We start from the raw sequence: 22,272 nt of genomic DNA on the forward strand, positions 1-22,272 counted from the left end.
GTAGCCTACAAAATATTAGCTCCAGCTTAGATCGCAATGGCAGTAACTTTACAGCAATTAACTCAATGGAAACAGGCAGGACGCTCAATTATTTCTCTGACAGCCTGGGATTATAGTCTGGCGGAAGTTTTAGACCAGGCAGGAGTAGACATTATCTTGGTAGGGGATTCTTTAGCCATGGTCGGACTTGGCTATTCCAGTACTTTGCCCCTTACCTTAGATGAGATTATTCATCATGCCAAGGCTGTATGTCGCGGGGTAAAAAAGGCTTTGGTCGTTTGTGATTTGCCTTTTATGAGTTATCAGACTAGCGTCACTCAAGCTATGCTTGCAGCGGGAAGAGTTCTTAAGGAAACGAATGTATCCGCAATTAAGCTAGAGGGGGGGCATCCTCGGATTATTGAAACCGTTGCTGAATTAACTGCTGTAGGAATTCCCGTGATGGGTCATGTTGGTTTAACTCCCCAGTCATTTCGAATTTTGGGCTATAAGCAGCAGGGAAAAACGCCTGAACAGGCTAATCTAATTCTCGATCAGGCGATCGCTCTAGCTCAAGCAGGAGCGTTTGCTATTGTTCTAGAGCATATTCCTCACGATCTGGCTGCGGTTATTACTGATAAAATTGCAATTCCTACTATTGGTATTGGTGCAGGAAATCAATGTGATGGTCAAGTTTTAGTCACCGCCGATTTGTTGGGCTTATCGGCAAGACAACCACCGTTTGCCAAGTCTTATGTCAATTTACGGCAACTCATTATCAATGCCGTGTCAGATTTTACTCAAGAAGTACAAAATCAACAATTTCCTTAATTTCTTTAATTTTAGTTGTTTGCTGTTCGATGACTTATTTAATTGCTACTTTTTATAAATTTGTAACCATATCAGAACTCGAAGCCGTTAAAACGAGTATTCTCACTTTATGCCGGGATAAACAGGTCAAAGGTACGATTATCTTGGCAAAAGAAGGGATTAATGGCACGATCGCCGGCACTAGTGATGCGCTCGCCGATGTTTTAATTACGTTGCGTCGTCTTCCTGGTTTGGCAGATTTAGAACCTAAACAATCTACTGCGGAAAAATTACCTTTTGCCAAATTAAAGGTCAAAATTAAACCAGAAATTGTCACTTTGGGTATACCTGAGGTCAATCCTACTCAGCAGGTAGGTACTTACGTTGAGCCTCAGCATTGGAATCAGGTAATTAGTAACCCAGAAGTAGTCGTTATCGATACTAGGAACGATTATGAAGTAGAAATAGGCAGTTTTAAACGGGCCAAAAACCCCAATACTCAGTCTTTTCGCGATTTTCCCGAATACGTTACTCAAAATCTCGATCCACAAGTGCATCCTAAAGTAGCTATGTTTTGCACTGGCGGAATTCGTTGTGAAAAAGCTTCTGCATATTTGCTTTCTCAGGGATTTAAACAGGTGTATCATCTCCAAGGAGGCATTTTAAAATATTTGGAAACCGTATCTCCTCAAGAAAGTATGTGGTCAGGAGAATGCTTTGTCTTTGATGAAAGAGTTGCAGTTAAAGAAAGACTAGAGCCTGGTAGTCATCAACTTTGTTACGCTTGCGGTCATCCCATATCAGAAGCGGATCGAAACTCGCCTCAATATGAATCGAATATTTCTTGTCCTCACTGTTGCGATCGTCTAACTCCAGAGAAGCAAGCTCGCCAAGTAAATCGTCGTCGAGCTAGAAAAGAGCGAAGGCAACGGCACGATCATACTTTTGAACAAAAAACTTGAATTTGTGCAGACGCTTCAGAAATTGCGTCCTCTTGAATTTATGGATCGAGATATTTAGTCTCAGCCACAAGTTTAATTTTTATCCCAGCCTTCTATCCCCGAACTTCTATAGGAAATATAGAGAGACTCGCTTTGTCGCTGACGGTAACGAGACAGTCTTTTACGAGATTTCAAAGCTTCCCTAGCTATGTAGCTAAACCACTGATTGACATCAGCGCCAGACTGATAACCATCGATTAAAGCTTCTTCAGAAACTTCTAACAAGATCCCAACCAAATCTGAAGCCCAAAGCTCTAAATATCGATTATGTAGATTTGATTCCTTTTTCCAATGCGGTAAAGTTTCATCTCCTACTCCCATGTTTCTGGCGAGTTCAATCAGATCGTAGTGATCGGTGTACCAGACATTTTCATAATTCATATCAGGAAAGATATTTGCTTTACTAGCAAGAATATCGATGATAGAAATAATAATACTGTTAATCTTGTTTTGCTCTGCTGAAGTATAGTGTTCTTTGACAACTGCCCGTAGCATTTGTGCTAACTCGCCATATCTATGTTGAGCAATATTACAAGCTTGCTGATAATTTTGACTGGCTAAATTATAGAACTTGTCATGTTTTGTTTTTGGTAAGCTATTATGTCGTTTCCTTGCTTTGTACAGTTGAGGATTGTGAGTAGTTTCAGATAAAAGATTTGGCAGTAGTTTGGATAGAAACATATCAAAATTAATCTCTATAGATAGCTCGATAATAAAAATTAAAGGTTGGTTCTTGTGTTTTCAAGGCTGTATTTTAAAATCATTACCTAAATGGTAATCATGAGAAATGATTTCGATCGCTTTATTTATAGATCTACATCTTTATCTTTATTAGGATTACTATGGATGACAGCATCAACAACCTAATTATTTATCCCAATATAGAAACCGCTGCTGCTGCTGTATGCCGAAAATGGTGTCAACAACAGGGTTATACAGATTCTTTTTATCTACATGGTAGCTGGTGGACATTTCCACCCCAGGGAGTTATGCCTGTTAAAATTCATCATGTTATCGATCTTGCTCAAACCAAAGCCGAACGGGTTTTGATTAAGTATTATTCCATTGCTCTTTCTGTTGCCCTTCTTCCCGATGGCTGTATTGCTCCTCATAATCATCCTGAAGTTTGATTGTTTAAACTTGCTGGGCAAAAGTCAAGAGTATTTAAATAACAATAAAACAAATAAGTAAGAAAATCAGTTTTAATAACCAAGACTCAATATCTATAGCAAGTGAACTATATATTTAGTTATAAAACGAGCTAATAGCTATTAGCTAATAGCTAATAGCTATTAGCTTTTGATCGACGTGTCTTAACCTTTGCTTCGAGTGCTATACATATTTATCCTACAAAATTGTAACCGCCGAAGGCGCATTACCGTTCATCAAAATAAAATAAAAAAGACGAGTATCGACTACTCGTCCCAACTATAAATGTTTAAATTTACTGGCAATTAGCTAATGGGTTTTTCTAATCACGAGATCTTAATAGAGTCATCAGAATGTAGTAGAACAATAATGCTACGGAAGCAAATAGCTCTAAAGATGCTGCAACATGCTGGTGAGTACCATATCGATGAATAATGTTCGACGTAGTGTACAAAATTGCCACCGAGGCAAAGACAATCATTGCCACTGAGAAAATTAAACCCAGGGTGAAGCCGAACAATACGCTACAGATAATTAAACCCAAAGCAATAAAACCGCCAATTCTGAGGAAGTTACCTAAAAAAGAAAAGTCTTTACCGCTAGTAAATGCAACGGTAGTAATACCTGCAAACATCATCAAGGTGAGAATAGCAGCAGTCGTAACCAGATTACTATCTTCAGTGTATGCAGTAGCAATATATAGTATCGGGGCAAAAATCAAGGCTTCACCTACAACATAAACCCCTAATCCTGTATACTGTACGCCTACTTGGTCTGCTTTTGCTACTAAACTTTGAGACAACCATCCTAGTAAAGAAAAACCCCCCAAAATCATCAACCAGCCGAATCTATTCCCAGCAATGAAACCAGTAAGTTCTTGGGCAATGCCAGTTTGGAATAAAATAAACTCTACTAGGATAAAAGCTACAATCGCACCTGCTAGATGAATATAAGTGTTTTTAATAAATTTAACGCGATCATTAGGACTCGCTTGAGCAACGCTAACCATAGTTTGTATACCTCATTTAATCTTAATAAGTTTCTAAGTTTAAAGATTTAATCTTAGTCATAACTATCTGTATATTAACCAAAGCAAGTTATTTGATTAGTGAGCTCAATTAACAATTAAGTTATTTATTGTTTTCTTGCGTCAGCTTTAAATTGATAATTGATAATCCTAAAATACCTAAAAATAGGACTAAACCAATAGTACAGGCATAGCTAATATCTAAATCTTGAAATGCTCGCTCGTAAAGATAATAAACTATAGTTTTAGAACTATTTCTCGGCCCTCCTTGAGTCATAATAAAAATTTCTTCAAATACTTTTGTAGCTGAAATTGCTGAAATTACTGCTACTAAGAATAAATAAGGGCGCATCAGGGGAATAGTAATATCCAGATGTTTTTGCCAGCTATCTGAACCATCGATCGCTGCTGCCTCGTATAATTCTGGAGGGATTGACTGCAATCCTGCTAGATAGATTACCATGTAATAACCCAAGCCTTTCCAGATAGTGACTAACATGACACTCCAAATAGCTAAATTGGGACTAGTTAACCAGGGAATACCTTCGGAAAAGCCAATTTGTTGCAGAAATTGATTTAATAAACCATTTTGAGTATAAAGAGCTTTCCAGGCGATTCCTGCTACTACCATTGAAATTACAACAGGGGTATAAAAAGCAGTACGAAACCAATTTATGCCTCGCAATTTTTGATTGACAACAATAGCCAACCATAAAGGTGCAATTACCAAAATCGGCACGACTCCAATTAAATACAGCAGAGTATTTTTAATTGTTTGCCAAAATATTTCATCTTGCCACAGCCGTTGAAAATTTTCCCACCCTACCCACTCAGGAGGCTGAGTAATATCGTATTCATATCTGGTAAAGCTAAGGGCAAACGCCTGAATCGCGGGAAAAAAGACCGTCAATCCTAATAAAGCGATCGCCGGTAATAAAAACAGATAAGGAGTTAATTTTTGTTGGTTAAAGCGTGACTTTTGCAGGTTCATAAACGGATAATTTCTTAGCAATTGGCATCCGCCAGCCAGTACCAAAGGCGCGATCGGTTATTTTGATCCCTGGAGGTGCTTGACGGCGTTTAAATTCAGCACGGGTGACTAATTTGATTACCTTACTCACTGTTTCGGTGTCGTGTCCAGCTTCAACTATTTCTGCGGTAGATTGATGTTGGCAAACAATGCGGTCTAGGATATCATCTAGTATCTCATAAGGTGGCAAAGAATCAGAATCTTTTTGCTCGGGCTTTAATTCTGCACTGGGGGGTTTAGTAATAATATTTTCGGGGATAATTTCCTGGTTACGATTCAACCAGCGACATAGTTTAAACACTCTCGTTTTTGGCACGTCGGCAATTATCGCTAAACCACCATTCATATCGCCATATAGGGTACAGTAACCTACCGCCATCTCAGACTTGTTACCCGTAGACAGCAGCAGATAACCAAACTTATTGGCGATCGCCATTAATAAATTACCTCTGATCCGCGACTGAATATTTTCCTCCGCAATACCAAACTTGGTTCCAGAAAACATCGGCTCGAGTATTGTATCGTAAGCCGCCATCGCTTTTTTAATCTCGATCTTCTGGCTTTTTATTCCTAAGTTATTGACTAGATCTACCGCATCACTAATAGAATGATCCGAACTATAGGGGGAAGGCATCAATACTCCTAAGACATTCTCTGCACCTAGAGCTTTTGAGGCGATCGTCGCTACCAAGGCAGAATCTATTCCACCGCTTAAGCCTAAAATAGCTTGATTAAAACCACACTTTCTAACGTAGTCTTTTACGCCCAACACCAAAGCACTAAAAATTTCTTGATTACTCTCTTGATCTTCCTGATGAAGTGTAGAGTAAACTGTTTGAACAGAAATATTTTCCTCTACTCTGCTTATCTTCTCCTCTTTTGCAGAAGAAGACACTAACTTATCTAACTCCATAACTACCAAATCTGACTCAAAACCTTTAGCATGACTAACTATTTTTCCCTCACTATTAAACATGACGCTGTTACCATCAAAAACTAGATCGTCATTTCCCCCAACCTGGTTGGTATACAACATTGGCTTGTGATAACAAGTAGCTGCATGATGCAGCATCGCCTCTCTTAGTTTCTGTTTACCCAATGTATAGGGAGAAGCCGATAGGTTGACAATTACATCTACTCCCAACTGTGCCAACTCTTCAATGGGGTTAACTTCATAGTTGCGTTTTCCCCAAAACTGTTCATCATTCCACAAGTCTTCACAAATGCTTACACCAACTGTTACCGAGTCAAGCGTAAAATAATTTGCCTCATATCCTGGTTCAAAATAACGATCCTCATCAAAGACATCATAAGTAGGCAACAGACGCTTATGAAAAACTTGCTTGATTTCTCCCCCGTCTAGTAACGCCATGCTGTTATAAAGTGGTTTTTGTCCTTTAGATGTTGCGTGAGGATTATTTTCTACTGTACCTACTAAGACAGCAATGTTTTCTGGTAACTGAGTGGCGATCGCATTTAACTCTTTACTCATCGATTCGACAAAGTCAGGATAGAGTAACAAATCTCTGGGAGGATAGCCACAAAGCGATAATTCAGGTGTCAGCAATAGGCGGACATCTTGTTTTGCTGCGTTTTTAGCAGCAGTGATTATTTGTTGAGCGTTATGAGTAATATCGCCGATAGTGGGGTTGAGTTGTGCGATCGCTATTTTCATGGTTTTATTTCGCGTTTATATACCCAGATGTTGCGGATAAAAGTCCTCGAATAAGGGCAAAGATGCTAAGAGTTGTGTTAAGTAATTAGTTAGTGCTGAGCGAATTGAATAGTAGCGTTGGTTATTTGTTATCTGCAATACTTGTTGTGAAGTTTTTCAGTTGCTTAACTTGGGTTTTTGTAGAAAGAAATCTGCTAGTTAATTCTCATAATTTTAGAGTTTTGGTTTTATTGATCGAGCCGATTAATTTAATTTAGATTTCCAGATAGAAAAATTAAATAAACAACAAAGGTTTATCTTTAAGCGGAGCAAAAGCGGCTGAATCAAACTTGTATAAACTTGCAGGACGACCAGCACCACGAGATACTTTAACTCTTGTATCTGATAAGAAACCGAGCTTTAGTAAACGAGATCTAAAATTAGAATAGTCGGAAAAATTTTCTCCTAAAATTGTGCAATAAAGTTGATAAACTTCATTTAAGGTAAATTCGGTTGGCAAAACATCAAAGGCAATTGGACTATATTGCAGTTTGTTTTTTAGCCGATTCCAGCCATATTTAAAAATTTCATCGTGATCGAAAGCTAATTTAGGAATTTCAGTTACTTTGTACCAGGAAACACCATAGTTTGATTGATTAATAATTTTTGCTGCTTCATATCTAACCAAGGCAAAATAACTTACCGATAAATATCGCACTCCAAAGCTATCGAAATTTTCTCTGGGATCTCTACCAGGATCGCCAAAAGAATATAGCTGTTCTAAATATAAATTATCTACTTGAATTTTCTCAGCTAAAGTGCGATAAGCAGCATCGGTTAAAGATTCTCCCTGGCGTACTAATGTGCCTGGTAAACTCCAATAATTATTAAAAGGTTCATCATTTCTTTTACGCAATAAAACTAAGACGCGATTGTAAGCAGTATCTACCGAAAAAATAACGTTATCTACGCCTACTTTAAAGTCCGCTAAACTCTCTAATTTGGTATTAGCTTTGTGCTTTACTTTAGAATTAGTTTTCATACTTTTTCCTCTTGTCTCGGTTGGTTAGCTTCTATCGTTGCGTTATACAAATTTTTCTGGAAAATGTATTCTCTAACCGAAAGAGTAACTAAACTTGGATCTTTTTGTAAACGATATGTACTAGAGGATACTTTTGGCGCATTTAAATTTGCGATCGCAAATTTACCCCCAACTTGAGCTAAAGATGCTAAATCTGTTTCTTTCATGTCATATCCTAGACGGGGTACAATTAAAACCTTGACCTGCGTCAATAACTTTTCAATACGATACCAGCTAGTAATCTGCGGTAAAATATCCGAGCCAATAACTAGGCTAAATTCAGCTTCTCCCCATTGATTCTTAGCTTTGTTAACGGTAATTAAAGTACGGCGATCGCTTAATTCTGGTTGCAGACTGATATTATTACAGGGAAGGTTAATGTCAGTAATCGCTAGATCCAACATTTTTGTGCGATCGCCCAATGGGGTTTGATGCTGCTTAAATGGATTATCTGATGCCCAAACTATTACGAGATCGTAATGCTGGGATAACCAGTGTAAAATAGTTTGATGTCCTACCGTCGGCGGATCGGCACTTGTACCAAACAAGGCTATTTTTTTCATTGGTTAATTAGTAGTTACTGGATTTTGCTTCGTTACAGACTGACGTAAAGATTCCAAAGCGAAAGAAATATCAACGCTAAAGACATCTGGATTACTGATTTGGCGGATGTTAGCAGTAAGACTGGCTACGGAAGTTGCGGTGCGTTGTCGAATTTGTTCTAAGGTCACAGGTTCACCGCCTTGAAAAGCGCACCGCCCACGGTCGGGTTCCCCGACCATGTGGACGGAGCAAGTCGGCGGTGCTTGCCTGTGACCGCATTCCGCGGTAAGAAATGATGGTAATCTTTCACCCGCCTGCATGACGATCTGTAATAAGCTTTGTTCATTTTCTTGAGCTGACTCTTGTTTTAATCCCAAGCGATCTGAGTGGATCTTTCCATCAATAACAGTACGAAATATTTGTTTGCAACCAGGATAAGTTAACTTGTTACTGGATTCTTTCATGGTGGGAATGCGATCGATTTCTACTAACTTATACACCCCGTTTACTGGCACACCTGTAACTACCTTTGTCCCGATCCCATAACCGTCTATAGCTGCACCCTGTTGTCTTAGTCGATTAATTTCCCATTCATCTAAATCTCCACTGGCAAAAATTTTGCTGTCAGGTAAATAAGAATGCACCTGTTGCGATAATTTTACTAAATCTCCTGAGTCAATTCGCACTCCTGATACGCTCATTCCTGCTTCTACCTGCTTTTGTAAGCGCTTAGCCGCTGCTATGGTGTCATAGGTATCAATTAACAGTGGTGCGTGAGGAAAGTAATTCTGAAAAGCTTTAAAAGCTTCATCTTCGCTTCTAGCTACGGCATCGATCGCCATAACTAAAGCATGAGCCATTGTCCCCCTAGGTTTTTCTTTTAATTTCAGTGCTGCCAAAACATTTGATGTGCCGTCAAACCCTGCTGCCAAAGCTGCTCTAGCTGCCCAAACTGCTCCCTGTGGGCTAAAGGCTCTTCTAGTGCCAAATTCTAGAAGATCTGCATCTACTCCGGCAACGTCTCTAATTCTCGCTGCTTTAGTAGCAATCATCGTTTGATAGTTAATTGTATTCAGTAAGTATGTTTCTACTAACTGTGCCTGCCATAGCGGTGCTTCGATTCTTAAGATCGGCTCATTAGCAAAAATTGCTGTCCCCTCAGGCACTGCCCAAACATCTCCTGTAAAACCAAGTGACTCTAATAGCTGCCAAAATTCCTGGGGTGCATGATCGAAAATACCTGTCTCTTGCAACGCTTGAATTTGTTCTGAGTTAAAGCTCAATTGCTCTAGATATTCCAACGCCTGAGCCAACCCCATAGCAATTAAATAGCCAAAATTATTAGGTAAACGTCGCACAAATAATTCAAAACTGGCTCTTTTGTTAGCAATACCCTCTCCCGTATAGCACGCCGTCATAGTTAGTTGATATAGATCTGTTAATAAAGAATAGTCTTGGGGGTTTATATTAAGCCCATCTTGTGCTATATTTGTTTTCACAATAATAATTTAAAATATTTTTGGTATTTATTACTATAATTATACTCGTAAGAAATTATATATTGTCAAGTTCAATAATATCTAAAGATTAAAACAGAGCAGACGAAAGCTAAAAATCATTAAAGGCAAAGGTTTTAGAAATTAGTCAAGGGAGTGCGATCGCACTTATTAAATCAAAGCAATTGAACCAAGTTGAACTTTGGTCTGTTAAATACAAGAATAATCAACTTAGTTTTTAAATTTTTGCCAGTAACATTCTGCTTATTATTTGTAACTTCGCTCTTGTTCTTACTTACGATGAAATCATTACTAATTAAGACTGTCGAATACCGAGATGAAATAGCTGCAATTAAGCACATTAGAACCAAAGTATTTCAGTCAGAACAAGGAGTATCGGCAGAGTTGGAGTTTGATGGTTTGGATGATGCCGCAGTTCATTTGCTGGCATACCTCGATGATCGCGCGGTGGGTACAGCCAGAATTAGAAATATAGATGATATTACAGCAAAAATAGAAAGATTAGCCGTGTTGCCTGAAGCCAGAAAGCGAGGTATTGGCAAAAAATTGATGGCATCAGCCTTAGAAACTATTTCCGCTCAGAATAAATCTCAGGTAATAGTTCATGCTCAAGAATATATTGCACAGTTATATCGGCAGTTGGGGTTTGAAGTAATAGGAGCAAGATTTACCGAAGCAGGTATTGCTCATGTGAAAATGCTCGCGCAGCTATCTTGAACCAATTAGGTCTTGATTTATGCCACAGCTCGATAAATCCGTATTACGGCGTAACATTCTGCAACAAAGACAGTCTCTATCCGCCGCTCAATGGCAAGCAAAAAGCAGTTTAATTTGCGATCGCCTTAAAGCTGATAGTTTATTTAAAAAGGCGCGTACTATTCTGGCATACTTCAGCTTTCGTCAGGAAGCAGATCTTGCCTTATTATTTGATTTAAACAAAAACTGGGCTTTCCCTCGCTGCGTTGGCAAATCCTTGGTTTGGCATTCGTGGCAGCCTGGAGAAGATTTAGACTCTGGTAAATACGGCATTAAAGAACCATTAAAAACTGCAACCGTTGTTTCTCCGGCAACAGCAGATTTAATTCTTGTTCCCACAGTCGCCTGCGATAATCGAGGATATCGTTTGGGTTATGGCGGAGGTTTTTACGATCGTTTATTAAGTTCTCCTCAATGCTTAAATATACCTACTGTTGGCATCACATTTGATTTTGCTTACATGCTTGAGCTGCCGATAGATATCTGGGACATAAAGCTAAATTTTATTTGTACCGAATCTAAATTTAATATTTATTAAACGCTCTCAAGCTATTTCTGCTTTAAAGTTAGGTGTTTTGAAATATTTATTCAAGAATTAAGCTTTATACGATAAACGTTATTTCTACCTCTTTTTGAGATGGTTCATTGTTGATTAACAGTGATTAATCGCTATGCTAGATCGACTAAACAAATTATAATCAAGATATATTAAGAACCCTAAAAGAATAAATGAGTAATTGTGCTTACTCAGCTCTATTTAACCATCAATTTCATTTAAGGTTTGTTAAGTTGTGAAGAATAAGTATTTAAAAAAAATAGTGCTTTTGCTAATCTAAATAAACAGTGATTGATCGACTTATATTTAAATATTTATTTCATCGTAGTTTTTTAGGCAAATTAGTATTTTCCAAATTTTCCCAATCTTCTTATGCAACACTTTCAGGACGAATGGATTCAAGAATGGTGCGATCGCAATGGTTGGACAGACTTATTTATGGAACGCTATAACCATTACTGGGCGTTTCCTCCTAATTGCGTTATGCCTGAGCCTATTCCTCAAAAAGTAATGAGGCTGATTAAAAGCGAAAAAGGTCTTAGTCACAACGAGCAAAAGTGGTTATATTTCGCGGTGGCAATTAGCGTAACTGCTCTTTTGGCTAGCTATTTTATACTATCCCCTATGCCCCTAATGTTTGCTTTTGGATTTGATGCTATTACTGTCGCTCGTATGGATTGCGAAGTATAGTTAAACCTGATTTTTCGTTTAGTAATTAGTCTTGGCAGCCTCAGTTTAAATATATTTTGATTCGGAAATAATGCCAAAGTATTGACTTTAGTAGGCGATCGGAAGACGATGAATAGTGGTGCAGTTGTCCTTGACCTAAAATTCACTAGGTTTAGATGTAGGCTGCCAATAAAACATCAGAGTATTGAATAGTTTGACTATGTTTGATTTAGGTAATAATCGACCAGAAATAGCTGAACAAAAGTGGCGATCGCAATTAGACTTTTTTGTTAACGATTATGAGCAACAGCTCGCTGCTCTAGTCTGGGGATTAAAGCAAGAGTGGGGAGAAACTAACGATGTTTTAGGTATCGATCTTCAGCCTACACCACATTTTGTGGCTTGTTCTCAAGAAAGTTTGGTACAATTGAACCACAATACCAAAGGCAGAATACAGGAAATATTGGGTATTGTTGATGGTCACGACTCAGCACTAGAGGTGGTTATAGTTGGTATTGGAGAAGGGCAAATAAAGTTAATTAATTTCCAGCCTGAAACGACTCCTGCTAATTGTTTTGCTGCTACAGATGGCGATGTAGATCGATTAATAGATACTTTAGAAAAAGCTTTAGCAACATATATTAAGTGAACCACAATCGTTAAGTAGCATTAGTAAATTTGCTGTTTAATTGAGAAAACATAGCTAAAAAGCCAGACTAGAAAGTAAGTATTGTTAAAACAAGATTTATTTAATGATCAAAAAGTAAAGGTATCAAAGCGAGCGCCTTGAATTAAGTTTCTTCGATGATTACTTTACCTTTGAAAACAATATAGTTGTAAATATTATATGCCAGCATAATCGGAATCAAAAAACCAATAAAAACAATCATAAATACCAGAGAACTAGGACTGGCAGCAGCCTGATAAATTGTAATTTGCATGGGAATAATATAGGGAAATACAACTAACCCTAATCCGATAAAAGATAGTAGAAACAATAGTAAAGTCCAAACAAATGGTCGTGTTTCTTGTTCTGAGTAAAGACTTTTGAGTAATAAAAAGATTAGCAAAGCTCCTAATAAAGGAATCAAGACAAAAATATACAATAAAGGTGCTTCAAATAGTCTAGTTCTAGCACTCTCGGAAAAAATAGGTGTGGTGATTGTTAAATAAACCGCACCGATAAATGTAGTAACTGCTGAAATTTTGGCAGTCAAATTATGAGTAGTCTGTAGGTCTCCCTCTGTCTTTAAAATAAGATAGGTTGAACCAATTAATACGTAACCTTGGATTAAAGTTAAAGCAACCAAAAGCGATCGCAAAGTTAACCAATCCCAAGTTCCCCCAGTAAAATGACCAGCACTATCAACGGTAATCCCCTGTAAAATTGCTCCTAAAGCGAATCCTTGTCCTAATGCAGCCAGAAAACTACCGCCACCAAAGGCTATATTCCAGAAAAGTTTAGTATTTGCATATTCGCGAAACTCAAAGGCAACGGCACGAAAAATCAAGCCAAAAACCATGACCGTAATCGGGATATACAAAGCCTGAAGGATCGTGCCATAAGCCAGCGGAAAAGCTCCAAATAAAGCTCCACCCATCAAAACCAGCCAAGTTTCATTGGCATCCCAAATATTGCCCAAACTAGTCATGAGTATGCCCCGACGCTCTTCATTAGAGGCGGTAATCGAAAGTATGCCTACTCCCAAATCAAATCCATCTAACATTACGTACAAAAATAAAAACAATGCTAATATGGCAAACCAAACTTGAGGGAGAAAATAATCTAAAGCTTCCATATTGTGAGGAATAAAGGGTGAAGAATAAAGAATGAGGAGGCTAATAGCTAATAGCTATCAGCTTAAAACAGTATCACTAGCAATTTGTACTTAAAATTACTGTTGTGCCTCTACGGGGCGACTATCAGGACGATGTTTAGCTGGATTGGTGTCCAATTCGGGATCAAAAGTTTCTCCTGGCACGGGGAGATCTAAATTAGGTCCCTGGCGGATAATACGACTACCAAAATAAAGCGCAAAGACAAACAAGATGCTGTAGACGACTGTAAAAGCAGTCAGAGAAGCCAAAACATTGCTTGCAGGTATTTGAGAAACTCCATCAGCGGTGCGAATTTCCCCATAAACAACCCAAGGTTGCCTGCCGACGCAGCGTACTATCCAGCCACATTCAACGGCAATGTAGCCTAAGGGTGCAGCCAGTAGCCAAAGTCTTAGTAACCAACGTTGTTGAGTAATATTTTCGGGTGAAAGCTTCCCCCTCAACCACTGTAGGGTAGTAACTGCCATTAATCCTGCCAGCATAAATCCGATCGCAATCATGATTCTCAAAGCATAGTAAATTAAGCCAATCTGATGTGGGCGATCTTCTGGAGCATATTCTTTTAAGCCCAAAACGGGTTCTGATAGTTGTGGCTTAATTTCGAGGATGTAGCTTAATAAGCCAGGAATAGAGATTTCCCAATCGTTTTGCTCTGCTTTGTCATTAGGTATGGCGATCGCACTCCAGGAGGGAGATTCTCCAGCAGGAATAGTTTTCCATTGAGCCTCCATTGCAGCTAGTTTCGTTGGTTGGTAATGATATACCTGTTCCCCGCTTAAATGTCCGATATAGAGCTGTAGGGGAGTAACGGCGATTGCGATCGCTAAGACAATTTTAAAGGAAAGAGTAAAAAATTCGGCATTACGTTGGTTGATAATATACCAGGCACTAATTCCTCCAATGACAAATAAAGAAGTTTCCAAAGTTGCAAAGAACATATGGAGGACGCTATTTAGCATGAAAGGATTAAAAATTGCCTGAAAGTAATCGCCAACCACAAAGTGACCGTCGACAAATTGTCCCCCGGCAGGGGTTTGCAGCCAAGAATTCGCACTCAAGATCCAAAATATAGATAAGTTTGCGCCTACCGCTACCATAATTGTGGCAAAGTAATGCATAATCGGTGGCACTCGTTCCCAGCCAAATAGCATAATGCCTAAAAACCCAGCTTCGAGGGCAAATGCCATGGATGCTTCAAAGCCTAAGACACTACCGAAAAAGTCTCCTACCGCCTCAGAAAAAGGCCCCCAGTTTGTGCCAAACTCAAATTCCATTGGTAGTCCCGAAGCTACCCCAATACCAAAATTTAGAACATAGAGTTTTGACCAAAAACGAGCGTGATAATAATAGTTTTGGTTACGAGTTTTAAGCCATAATCCCTCTATGATAATTAGGTAAACAGCCATGCCGGTAGTTAAAATTGGCCACAGCATATGAAAAATTGCGGTAACGGCGAACTGTAAGCGCGAAAGGATTACTGTATCGGATAAAAATTCCATCGATAATGTGTTGAAAATAGTCTAGTGATTTACTTCTATTGATGTGTAGATGTGTGTTTTGAGAGAAATTTTATCCTCCCTGGTTATTAGTTTAGCGATTATGTTGATTGAAAAAGTTTAAATAAAACTTGATAATTTGATTGAAAAACTAGGATTATTGTACCTAAACTGATGTAATGGAGCGACGATCAAATTCAGGCTCAATCTAATTTTTAATTTTTTAAAATGTATGTATTGTTAACTAGCCATCATTATTAATCATATGACGATAAGGTGAACAGTAGCGTCAGGACCATGATGTGTGAACGCCCCGTTTCGTCAATGAGAGCTTTTTCACCAAAGTTGTCCTAGAATACCGAACTTCTGTTGGTGGAAATAAACAGCTAAAATTTACTAGTATTGAACCAAATAATAAATATCGATATTTCAGGTAACTAAAATGTGGCAATTCTTGCTTACTTGGTTGGCGACGGCTGTTTCTTTGATCGTTACAGCATTTATCGTGCCTGGGTTTGCTATTGTAAGCTTCTCCTCTGCCATTATAGGAGCAGCAGTTTTGGGTTTAGTAAACGCAGTGGTCAAACCTATACTGATCCTGTTCACCTTACCACTAACAATATTAACTTTAGGACTATTTCTGCTGGTAGTAAATGCGATTGCCTTGGGTCTTGTAAGTTATCTTACACCTGGTTTGACGATAGCTGGTTTCTTCCCTGCTATGTTCGGCTCGATTGTCTTAACTTTAGTATCAGGACTGATTAATCAGCTTTTTTCTAACGTTGATTCATCTTATTAAGTAATATTAAGTAAACAAAAAAGGGTTGACACAACTTTGATTGTGTCAACCCCAAGCTTGGGAACGCGCTTTAACTTAAAATCTAATTCTTGTTACTGAAGAACTAATTTAACGTTGGCATTCTGTAAACCACGCTGTTTAACCTCAGACAAGGTTTTGTTAACAGCATACTTTTGGTTGATTGAGTTGATTAGCTCAGTTTGATTGTGCTTTTTAGCTACACCCCAAAGGTCAGCAATCAGGTCAAAAGTGCCATCGCTATTTTCTGACCAACCCAAGTCATATTCGCCTTCTAATGTTGCAACGATATCAGCACGAAGTCTTTGACCGTTGTAACCACGAACGTCGGCATTATTTTGAACATTAATGCCCAGATCGCGAAGAGAATTTACTAGAATTGCAGAATCGCTGATTTTGGTGCGTAAAGTGCTAAAGTGAGACATAAGATTTCCTCCAGTAGAAGAGAAGTAAACAACAACTTTAAAATCAATAATCGCCTACGTCATAATGAGCGACGAATTATTTTACTGAACTGCTAGCGATCGCTAGCCTCTGCTTCTGCAAATCTTGGGGAATCACAGAAGAAAGCCTGTTAAAACTCCAGTCGCTGATATTCAGCAACGGAGGCTGATGCAGGTCTAGCTCTTTGCCCAGCCCAATCCCTTAGGGCTGTTACCTGCTCAGTCATTGTCCGAGACAGCGGTAGGGTAGCTTTAATCGCAGCAATAATATCTAGCTGCGTAAACTCCCTGTCTTGAGCAAAAGCATCATACATTGCAGCGATGATTGCTTGCTCGATCTCTGCCCCAGAAAAACCATCTGATACCTTAGTGAGCTGCTCTAGATCGAAGCGATTGATCTCAGAACGTCTTTTCCCAAGGTGAATTTTAAAAATATCTGTTCTTTCTGCGGAACTGGGTAAGTCCACAAAAAATATCTCATCGAACCTTCCTTTGCGTAGAAACTCTCCAGGTAATCTTTCAACGCGATTGGCTGTTGCCATTACAAACACCGGTGATTTTTTTTCTTGCATCCAGGTTAAGAAAGAACCAAATATGCGACCAGAAGTACCTCCATCGGAGTCACCAGAACCTCCGCCCCCAGCAAAAGCTTTATCTAACTCATCGATAAATAGAATTACGGGCGAAATTGACTCGGCTGTTTTTAAAGCGCTACGTAGGTTTGCTTCAGAACGCCCTACGGTAGAACCATCGTAAACTCTACCCATATCTAGACGGAGTAGGGGTAAACTCCACAAACGGGAAGTTGTTTTAGCAATTAAGGATTTACCACAGCCTGGAACTCCCAGAATTAACATACCTTTTGGCTGAGGAAGTCCGTATTCCCTGGCTCTTTCAGTGAAAGCATTAGAACGTTGCTTTAACCAGCGCTTGAGTTCTTCTAATCCACCTACAGAATTTATGGTTTCGTCTTCTTCAATGTATTCTAGGATTCCATTACGGCGAATTAACTGCTTCTTCTCTGAAAGAACAATTTCTACTTCGCTCTCAGTTAACTGACCAGCCTTAACCTGCGCCTTACGATATACTTTCTCGGCTTCATCTTTAGTTAAGCCTAATGCTGCTTTAAGCAGTTTCTCTCTCGTTTCTGTATCTAGACGATTTGCTTTAGTTTTAGCTAGTCGCTCTGATAGTACTTGGTTGAGTTCAGCTAGGTTTGGTAAAGGGTAATCCAATACTACTACTTCCTTCTCAAGCTCTATCGGCAGAGTTTGTACTGGAGACATTAAAATGATTAGTTTGTCATATCCTTTGAAAGAAGCGATCGCATCTCTTAGCCATCTAGTTATTACTGGACCGTCTATAAAAGGATGAAGATCTTTAAATATATAGATTCCACCTTCTTTTTGTCTAATAGTCCATTCAATAGCTGCTTCAGGAGATACAGTATTGTGCTGAGTTCCTTGGCGAGGCTGACCATACTCAACCATCCCCCTGGTAACTGTCCAGACAAACACTCGCTTATATTCGGCATTATCTTTAGCAATTTTGGCAACTGCTTGCTCTGCTCGCTCCTCTTCTGGCGTTATCAGATAGATTAACGGGTATTGAGCCTGTACGAGAATATTTAGCTCTTCTTTCATGATGTCGACCCTACTGAACCTTCAGCATCCTAATGTTTTTTCTGCTAATCCTATAGAAGCTATCTACAAACAAGAAACTAGCTCTTCTTCGCTTGGGTTTTCTGAGCTACCCGTTTGGTTAGACATACTTAAAGAAATATCATCCTTCACGACGACGCTACTTTGGCTGCCAAGAGACACCATTTCTCCGTCTCGCATGACCATCGGTGCATCACAATCAGGACACAAATGCACCTGATGCGTTTTACCGTGAACAGAAGACTTAATTTCTTCTACCCTCTCAGGAAACTGCATATAAAAGGCGATCGCCTTTTCAACTACTGCCGACATAGACTCAACATCTACCGCTGCCTTAATTTTTAATTTCCTATGCAGTTCTGGAGGTATATATAAAGTTACTTTCTGCTTACTTTGCATATCACTAAGTTTAATAATTACCCGGGTATATATGTTAATTTACCGACTAAATTTGCTGCTGTCAAGACAGAAAGCTGTCATGACGCTATTATTGTAACAATACTTAACAAGTCGCTAGCTGTACCAAGATTTGTTATTGACAATCGGTAAGCTTACTCAAACACAGCACAATCTCATCAATGGCTTGAATTACAGGTTCACTTGATTGATTAATTAATTAATTGATCGCTCCTTAGTTCGTCAAGTCAGAGATTACTCCGCCGTCCTAAAGGACGACGCGAAGGACGCGCCTCCAGGCGCTAATCCTTTAGGGCTAGTGCCGTGGCATACCGCTCCGCGACGCGAAGCTAGTGCTAAAGCATACCGCTCCGCATATCCTTTAGGGCATATAAAACGACGGAGCCTTCTTACGAAGTTTGCGACGCGCAGGACGCGACGTAAGGAGCTAATCATGCACGGGCTAGTCATGCACGGGCTCAACGGAAGGAACCTCCGCGATGCGAAGCGAGTCATGCACGGGCAACGCAACTTCGCGCTGCTCTGACCGTTGGTCAATATGCGGAATTTGATTTAGAGCTTGGCAACACAACGTTTCAAACTAGCAGCTAAGTACCTAGGCGAAACGGACGGCTTTAATTTCTGAGGCAACCTCAGAAATCGCCTCCTCATTAATTACACATTTGATTTCCCCTTTCCCTTTTCCCTGATTTCAACTAGGAAATTTATTTTGCACGACTACTTAAAAAAGCTCAAATTTTAAAAAATTGATGATGGATGTTCCAATTTTTTAAAATTGGAACACTACCGACTAAATTGTGGAGTTTTTGAGTAATTTGTCAAGACAATTAAAGCTATACTTTAGATTTCAAAGGTTCATACCTAAAATAGGTTATCTTTACTAAATAACTAAAAATAAACTATTAATTGTTGCTATTTAAAATAAGATCAAAACTTAGTATTATGGTGTAATATAAGGTCTATTATAGACAAACAAATACAGTTACCATGAGGTAGTACATTATTGATTTTATCAACAGCGTATAAAGCTTTTATAAAGATATTGATAAATTGTCAAACCAATATGTATTTGAAACTGTTATTGTTATATATTTGTTAACCAGCCTGTGCTTAAAATAATCTTCTAAACTCATGCCATAGGCTTAAAACATCTGCTATTAATGCTTTGAATATATAATTTCAGCAAATATTATTGACTTTATAAGTTCCTATATTTACACTCATGCAAATATCTGCTAATAATTTATCTTATATTACTAATAAGGTTGAAAATTTATCTTATAAATTAAGGAAAAACTTTGACAGATTACCTCTACTTCATCTGATGAAGGAGCAGGCTTATCAAAAAGCACTTAATGATCATGCAAGGTTTTTACCTCCGCTAGATAACCTAAATACATCAATTTTAAATACACTTCGCCAAGAAGGAACTTGCATGGTTCCAATCAAAGAACTCGATCTGATTTCAACCAACGCGATGATGACCACAGCCTCGAGTTTAGCAGGCAAACTCGATACTATTTCTCCTAGCTCGAATAAATCAGAAAATTGTGAAGTCGGTCCTTGCAAAGACGATTTTAGAGAGTTCCCTGAAATGCTAATGTGGGCTTTAGAATCAAGACTACTTAATATCGTTGAAAATTACATTGGATTGCCAGTGCTGTATCAGGGATTCGCAATGAGAAAAAGCATTGCCGATGGTCAATATTCTGGCGTTAGACGATGGCATATAGATTGGGAAGATCGGCGCATTATTAAAATCATCATTTATTTAAATGACGTTGCTGCTGGAGGTGGTCCGTATGAATATATTCCCCGAAGAATTACTTCTAAAGCAATTGAAACTCTAAACTACTACAACCTAGGATACTTATCTGATGATGAAATGCGAGAAGTCGTGCCACAGAAAGATTGGGCTGCTTGTCTAGCTGAAACAGGAAGCATTATAATCACTGATACTAGCAGCGTTTTTCATCGCGCTCAGCCACCCACGCTAAAAGAACGTTTTTCTATAACTTTCTGCTACACTTCCACTAATCCTATAGTAATTTGGAGAAGCCCGAAAATTTCTCGTCAGCAATGGGAAATCCTTAACAATAAATTAAATCAAAGACAAAAAAACTGTCTATACAAAAGAAAGTTCAATTAAACTTGTAATTATTTAAAATATTTAACCTTGAAGTTAAAGAGAATACATTACCTAGTCTTAAAAGCTATTTAAACGTGAGTTCGACCAAGTTAGAAAGTAGCAGAAGGTAGTGCCAGTAATTCAATTGGCTCTAAATCAATACTACGGTGTCTTGATTGAGTCGCTTCAATGGGGGGCCGCGGTGCGGGACGCGCCCCCAGGCGCTAATCCTTTAGGGCTTGACCGTGAACCCCCACAACGCGCTGAATCGCTTTGTTAGGTAGATAGGTATAAGCAATCAATCCAGCCATCAGATTTACTAAAAAATTCCCCATACTACGCTGGATTGAATGTTCGATTTGAAAGATATTTTGGAGTTGGTCGTTGACAGTCTCGATGTTATCGCTCTTTTACGCCCAAGAATTTGCTCAATCAGTCGAACAAGCTTCTGTTTCATCTTCTTTTGAGATCGAGTGATTAACTGGAGTTGTTGTTCCTCAAGCTGCTCAAAAAGATCTAGACAGATGTAACCACGGTCGCCAAATAATTTAGCGAAGATACCTAGAAGCAGATCTGGTAATGCTTTTCTCTCATCCACATTTGCACTACGTCAATTTAAAAGCAAGCAACTCACCTCTATCATTAATCATCAGATGAAGCTTAAAACCATCGTGCCACCCATCGACTTTGTGACCAACGCTCAGGCATATGCGAAGCGGTATCCTTTAGGAAGCCCCGTCGTTTTATATGCCCTAAAGGATATGCGGAGCGGTATGCTTTAGCACTAGCTTCGCCTCCTTCGCGTCGTCCTAAAGGACGGCGGGGATCCTGACCCAACCAGCAATGTCGGGAAATACTTGCTTAGACTTGCTGCGACATGGCAGATACACTGTTATCGGTGTTGAATCGACCAAACTAATTCCTGTCACTTCTCCTTTGCCGGTGTTGAGGAAACAACACAATAACATTAAAGACCAAGACATTAATATCAACAAAGCGATTGTAGCTAACTAAATTGGTTCTGGCTTTTTGCTAATGTGGCAAGACTTGAAGCGTATAAAATTCTTTGAATGTTCTAAAGCCAGAACCGTGGAAAGCGAGCGCTATTGTCATCACCTCACTTAACCATATTCTCGAACGGCAGCGTTTTTCCAGGGGCATTGAGGGGAGTTGCTTCTGTTCGGGCCAGAGTCTTGACCATTGAAGATAAACATCATCAAGCTCGCCCAAAATTTGTGTGAATAATAATCTTGATGCCATCATATAACTAGCTGAGATACTTAGATTTTGGTTATTGTGAGTTTACATCCCAGCCTTTCTTTTTCCCTATATTTTCGTCGAACTCACGTTAATTGAGTAATTTTGGTTCAACAAGATCTTTTTAAGACAAAAGTAAGACCGTTGATAAAAGTCATAGAAGGCTTGATTATCCAACCTGGTACGTTTTAAAGATTACTAAAAAAGCGTCCCTTAAAGGACGACGCGAAGGACGCGCCTCCAGGCGCTAATCCTTTAGGGCTAGTCTATCACGGATAAGCGGAGCAGCGGACGCGAAGCTAATCCTTTAGGGCGGTCTTGGGCTTTGCAAGGCGCGTTTTGCGAGACAGTCCGTTGCGGGGGTTCCCAAGGCAGCGCGTTGCGGAGGTTCCCTCCGTTGAAGCGACTGCCGCCCCGTTATAGGAACTGTCGAGGTTGGGTA

Annotated in this window: 23 protein-coding genes; 10 read left to right on the plus strand and 13 right to left on the minus strand. The window is 39.1% G+C overall.

Annotated elements, in window-relative coordinates; genetic code table 11:
- Positions 1-36 precede the first annotated feature (36 nt).
- Both panB and V6C71_04730 read left to right on the plus strand, forming a co-directional pair.
- Positions 37-810 carry a 3-methyl-2-oxobutanoate hydroxymethyltransferase gene (gene panB, locus V6C71_04725; GenBank protein ID HEY9767799.1) on the plus strand — a complete coding sequence of 258 codons (774 nt, stop codon included), beginning with the start codon at positions 37-39 and terminating at the stop codon, positions 808-810.
- A 29-nt stretch (positions 811-839) separates the two neighbouring features.
- On the plus strand, positions 840-1,751 hold the full coding sequence (locus V6C71_04730; protein HEY9767800.1) for a rhodanese-related sulfurtransferase: 912 nt from the start codon (positions 840-842) through the stop codon (positions 1,749-1,751).
- 72 nt (positions 1,752-1,823) lie between these two features.
- On the opposite strand, the gene V6C71_04735 is transcribed toward V6C71_04730, so the two are convergent.
- A complete protein-coding gene (locus tag V6C71_04735; protein HEY9767801.1) occupies positions 1,824-2,471 on the minus strand; it encodes a hypothetical protein in 648 nt (215 codons plus the stop codon).
- 161 nt (positions 2,472-2,632) lie between these two features.
- Between V6C71_04735 and V6C71_04740 the strand changes: the two genes are divergently transcribed.
- Positions 2,633-2,920: a hypothetical protein gene (locus V6C71_04740; GenBank protein ID HEY9767802.1), complete on the plus strand. Its 288-nt coding sequence runs from the start codon at positions 2,633-2,635 to the stop codon at positions 2,918-2,920.
- A gap of 341 nt (positions 2,921-3,261) precedes the next feature.
- On the opposite strand, the gene V6C71_04745 is transcribed toward V6C71_04740, so the two are convergent.
- The 6 genes from V6C71_04745 to V6C71_04770 all read right to left on the minus strand — a co-directional run bounded on the left by V6C71_04745 (position 3,262) and on the right by V6C71_04770 (position 9,773).
- The gene (locus tag V6C71_04745; protein HEY9767803.1) at positions 3,262-3,948 is read right to left on the minus strand and encodes a Bax inhibitor-1 family protein; all 687 of its coding nucleotides are present in this window, start codon (positions 3,946-3,948) and stop codon (positions 3,262-3,264) included.
- Positions 3,949-4,069: 121 nt separating this feature from the next.
- Complete coding sequence (locus V6C71_04750; GenBank protein ID HEY9767804.1) at positions 4,070-4,957, minus strand: sugar ABC transporter permease; 888 nt, start codon at positions 4,955-4,957, stop codon at positions 4,070-4,072.
- Entirely contained in the window at positions 4,932-6,671 is a 1,740-nt protein-coding gene (locus V6C71_04755) for an NAD+ synthase (protein HEY9767805.1), read from the minus strand. Before V6C71_04755 ends, V6C71_04750 begins: the two co-directional genes overlap by 26 nt.
- Positions 6,672-6,945: 274 nt before the next feature.
- Complete coding sequence (locus V6C71_04760) at positions 6,946-7,692, minus strand: NUDIX domain-containing protein (protein ID HEY9767806.1); 747 nt, start codon at positions 7,690-7,692, stop codon at positions 6,946-6,948.
- On the minus strand, positions 7,689-8,294 hold the full coding sequence (locus tag V6C71_04765; GenBank protein ID HEY9767807.1) for a nicotinate-nucleotide adenylyltransferase: 606 nt from the start codon (positions 8,292-8,294) through the stop codon (positions 7,689-7,691). The genes V6C71_04760 and V6C71_04765 overlap by 4 nt, the downstream gene beginning before the upstream one ends.
- Positions 8,295-8,297: 3 nt before the next feature.
- Positions 8,298-9,773 (minus strand): nicotinate phosphoribosyltransferase, encoded by a 1,476-nt coding sequence (locus V6C71_04770; protein HEY9767808.1) that lies wholly within the window; start codon positions 9,771-9,773, stop codon positions 8,298-8,300.
- Between the two features lie 297 nt (positions 9,774-10,070).
- Between V6C71_04770 and V6C71_04775 the strand changes: the two genes are divergently transcribed.
- The 4 genes from V6C71_04775 (at position 10,071) to V6C71_04790 (ending at position 12,421) form a co-directional block, all read left to right on the plus strand.
- Entirely contained in the window at positions 10,071-10,508 is a 438-nt protein-coding gene (locus V6C71_04775) for a GNAT family N-acetyltransferase (GenBank protein HEY9767809.1), read from the plus strand.
- Positions 10,509-10,527: 19 nt separating this feature from the next.
- On the plus strand, positions 10,528-11,085 hold the full coding sequence (locus tag V6C71_04780) for a 5-formyltetrahydrofolate cyclo-ligase (protein ID HEY9767810.1): 558 nt from the start codon (positions 10,528-10,530) through the stop codon (positions 11,083-11,085).
- A 390-nt stretch (positions 11,086-11,475) separates the two neighbouring features.
- Positions 11,476-11,793 (plus strand): hypothetical protein, encoded by a 318-nt coding sequence (locus V6C71_04785; GenBank protein HEY9767811.1) that lies wholly within the window; start codon positions 11,476-11,478, stop codon positions 11,791-11,793.
- A gap of 184 nt (positions 11,794-11,977) precedes the next feature.
- Complete coding sequence (locus V6C71_04790; protein ID HEY9767812.1) at positions 11,978-12,421, plus strand: hypothetical protein; 444 nt, start codon at positions 11,978-11,980, stop codon at positions 12,419-12,421.
- 142 nt (positions 12,422-12,563) lie between these two features.
- On the opposite strand, the gene cydB is transcribed toward V6C71_04790, so the two are convergent.
- Together cydB and V6C71_04800 are read right to left on the minus strand one after the other, a co-directional pair.
- On the minus strand, positions 12,564-13,571 hold the full coding sequence (gene cydB, locus V6C71_04795; GenBank protein HEY9767813.1) for a cytochrome d ubiquinol oxidase subunit II: 1,008 nt from the start codon (positions 13,569-13,571) through the stop codon (positions 12,564-12,566).
- A gap of 96 nt (positions 13,572-13,667) precedes the next feature.
- On the minus strand, positions 13,668-15,110 hold the full coding sequence (locus V6C71_04800) for a cytochrome ubiquinol oxidase subunit I (GenBank protein HEY9767814.1): 1,443 nt from the start codon (positions 15,108-15,110) through the stop codon (positions 13,668-13,670).
- 439 nt (positions 15,111-15,549) lie between these two features.
- Here V6C71_04800 and V6C71_04805 point away from each other — a divergent pair, with 439 nt between their 5' ends.
- A complete protein-coding gene (locus tag V6C71_04805; GenBank protein HEY9767815.1) occupies positions 15,550-15,906 on the plus strand; it encodes a phage holin family protein in 357 nt (118 codons plus the stop codon).
- 92 nt (positions 15,907-15,998) lie between these two features.
- Here V6C71_04805 and V6C71_04810 read toward each other — a convergent pair whose 3' ends face one another.
- The 3 genes from V6C71_04810 to V6C71_04820 all read right to left on the minus strand — a co-directional run bounded on the left by V6C71_04810 (position 15,999) and on the right by V6C71_04820 (position 18,427).
- Positions 15,999-16,349 carry a DUF1257 domain-containing protein gene (locus tag V6C71_04810; protein HEY9767816.1) on the minus strand — a complete coding sequence of 117 codons (351 nt, stop codon included), beginning with the start codon at positions 16,347-16,349 and terminating at the stop codon, positions 15,999-16,001.
- Positions 16,350-16,498: 149 nt separating this feature from the next.
- Entirely contained in the window at positions 16,499-18,010 is a 1,512-nt protein-coding gene (locus V6C71_04815; protein ID HEY9767817.1) for an AAA family ATPase, read from the minus strand.
- A 63-nt stretch (positions 18,011-18,073) separates the two neighbouring features.
- Positions 18,074-18,427, minus strand: coding sequence for a hypothetical protein (locus V6C71_04820; protein ID HEY9767818.1), 354 nt, complete (start codon positions 18,425-18,427; stop codon positions 18,074-18,076).
- Between the two features lie 1,240 nt (positions 18,428-19,667).
- Between V6C71_04820 and V6C71_04825 the strand changes: the two genes are divergently transcribed.
- Positions 19,668-20,594 (plus strand): hypothetical protein, encoded by a 927-nt coding sequence (locus V6C71_04825; GenBank protein HEY9767819.1) that lies wholly within the window; start codon positions 19,668-19,670, stop codon positions 20,592-20,594.
- A gap of 639 nt (positions 20,595-21,233) precedes the next feature.
- Here the strand turns inward: V6C71_04825 and V6C71_04830 are convergent.
- Positions 21,234-21,410, minus strand: a complete 177-nt coding sequence (locus tag V6C71_04830) for a hypothetical protein (protein HEY9767820.1) — start codon at positions 21,408-21,410, stop codon at positions 21,234-21,236.
- Between the two features lie 6 nt (positions 21,411-21,416).
- Between V6C71_04830 and V6C71_04835 the strand changes: the two genes are divergently transcribed.
- On the plus strand, positions 21,417-21,587 hold the full coding sequence (locus tag V6C71_04835) for a hypothetical protein (protein HEY9767821.1): 171 nt from the start codon (positions 21,417-21,419) through the stop codon (positions 21,585-21,587).
- Positions 21,588-22,272: the final 685 nt, after the last annotated feature.

This window comes from Coleofasciculaceae cyanobacterium, assembly GCA_036703275.1.
Classification (GTDB): Bacteria; Cyanobacteriota; Cyanobacteriia; order Cyanobacteriales; family Xenococcaceae; genus Waterburya.

Bases quoted from the DNA above. Each gene is read 5' to 3' on its own strand.
- V6C71_04730 (HEY9767800.1), top strand. From the start codon at position 840: ATGACTTATTTAATTGCTACTTTTTATAAATTTGTAACCATATCAGAA.
- V6C71_04735 (HEY9767801.1), bottom strand. From the start codon at position 2,471: ATGTTTCTATCCAAACTACTGCCAAATCTTTTATCTGAAACTACTCAC.
- V6C71_04815 (HEY9767817.1), bottom strand. From the start codon at position 18,010: ATGAAAGAAGAGCTAAATATTCTCGTACAGGCTCAATACCCGTTAATC.
- V6C71_04825 (HEY9767819.1), top strand. From the start codon at position 19,668: ATGCAAATATCTGCTAATAATTTATCTTATATTACTAATAAGGTTGAA.
- V6C71_04745 (HEY9767803.1), bottom strand. From the start codon at position 3,948: ATGGTTAGCGTTGCTCAAGCGAGTCCTAATGATCGCGTTAAATTTATT.
- V6C71_04805 (HEY9767815.1), top strand. From the start codon at position 15,550: ATGTGGCAATTCTTGCTTACTTGGTTGGCGACGGCTGTTTCTTTGATC.
- V6C71_04760 (HEY9767806.1), bottom strand. From the start codon at position 7,692: ATGAAAACTAATTCTAAAGTAAAGCACAAAGCTAATACCAAATTAGAG.
- V6C71_04835 (HEY9767821.1), top strand. From the start codon at position 21,417: ATGTCGGGAAATACTTGCTTAGACTTGCTGCGACATGGCAGATACACT.
- V6C71_04750 (HEY9767804.1), bottom strand. From the start codon at position 4,957: ATGAACCTGCAAAAGTCACGCTTTAACCAACAAAAATTAACTCCTTAT.
- V6C71_04820 (HEY9767818.1), bottom strand. From the start codon at position 18,427: ATGCAAAGTAAGCAGAAAGTAACTTTATATATACCTCCAGAACTGCAT.
- V6C71_04755 (HEY9767805.1), bottom strand. From the start codon at position 6,671: ATGAAAATAGCGATCGCACAACTCAACCCCACTATCGGCGATATTACT.
- V6C71_04775 (HEY9767809.1), top strand. From the start codon at position 10,071: ATGAAATCATTACTAATTAAGACTGTCGAATACCGAGATGAAATAGCT.
- panB (HEY9767799.1), top strand. From the start codon at position 37: ATGGCAGTAACTTTACAGCAATTAACTCAATGGAAACAGGCAGGACGC.
- V6C71_04810 (HEY9767816.1), bottom strand. From the start codon at position 16,349: ATGTCTCACTTTAGCACTTTACGCACCAAAATCAGCGATTCTGCAATT.
- V6C71_04785 (HEY9767811.1), top strand. From the start codon at position 11,476: ATGCAACACTTTCAGGACGAATGGATTCAAGAATGGTGCGATCGCAAT.
- cydB (HEY9767813.1), bottom strand. From the start codon at position 13,571: ATGGAAGCTTTAGATTATTTTCTCCCTCAAGTTTGGTTTGCCATATTA.
- V6C71_04740 (HEY9767802.1), top strand. From the start codon at position 2,633: ATGGATGACAGCATCAACAACCTAATTATTTATCCCAATATAGAAACC.
- V6C71_04800 (HEY9767814.1), bottom strand. From the start codon at position 15,110: ATGGAATTTTTATCCGATACAGTAATCCTTTCGCGCTTACAGTTCGCC.
- V6C71_04765 (HEY9767807.1), bottom strand. From the start codon at position 8,294: ATGAAAAAAATAGCCTTGTTTGGTACAAGTGCCGATCCGCCGACGGTA.
- V6C71_04780 (HEY9767810.1), top strand. From the start codon at position 10,528: ATGCCACAGCTCGATAAATCCGTATTACGGCGTAACATTCTGCAACAA.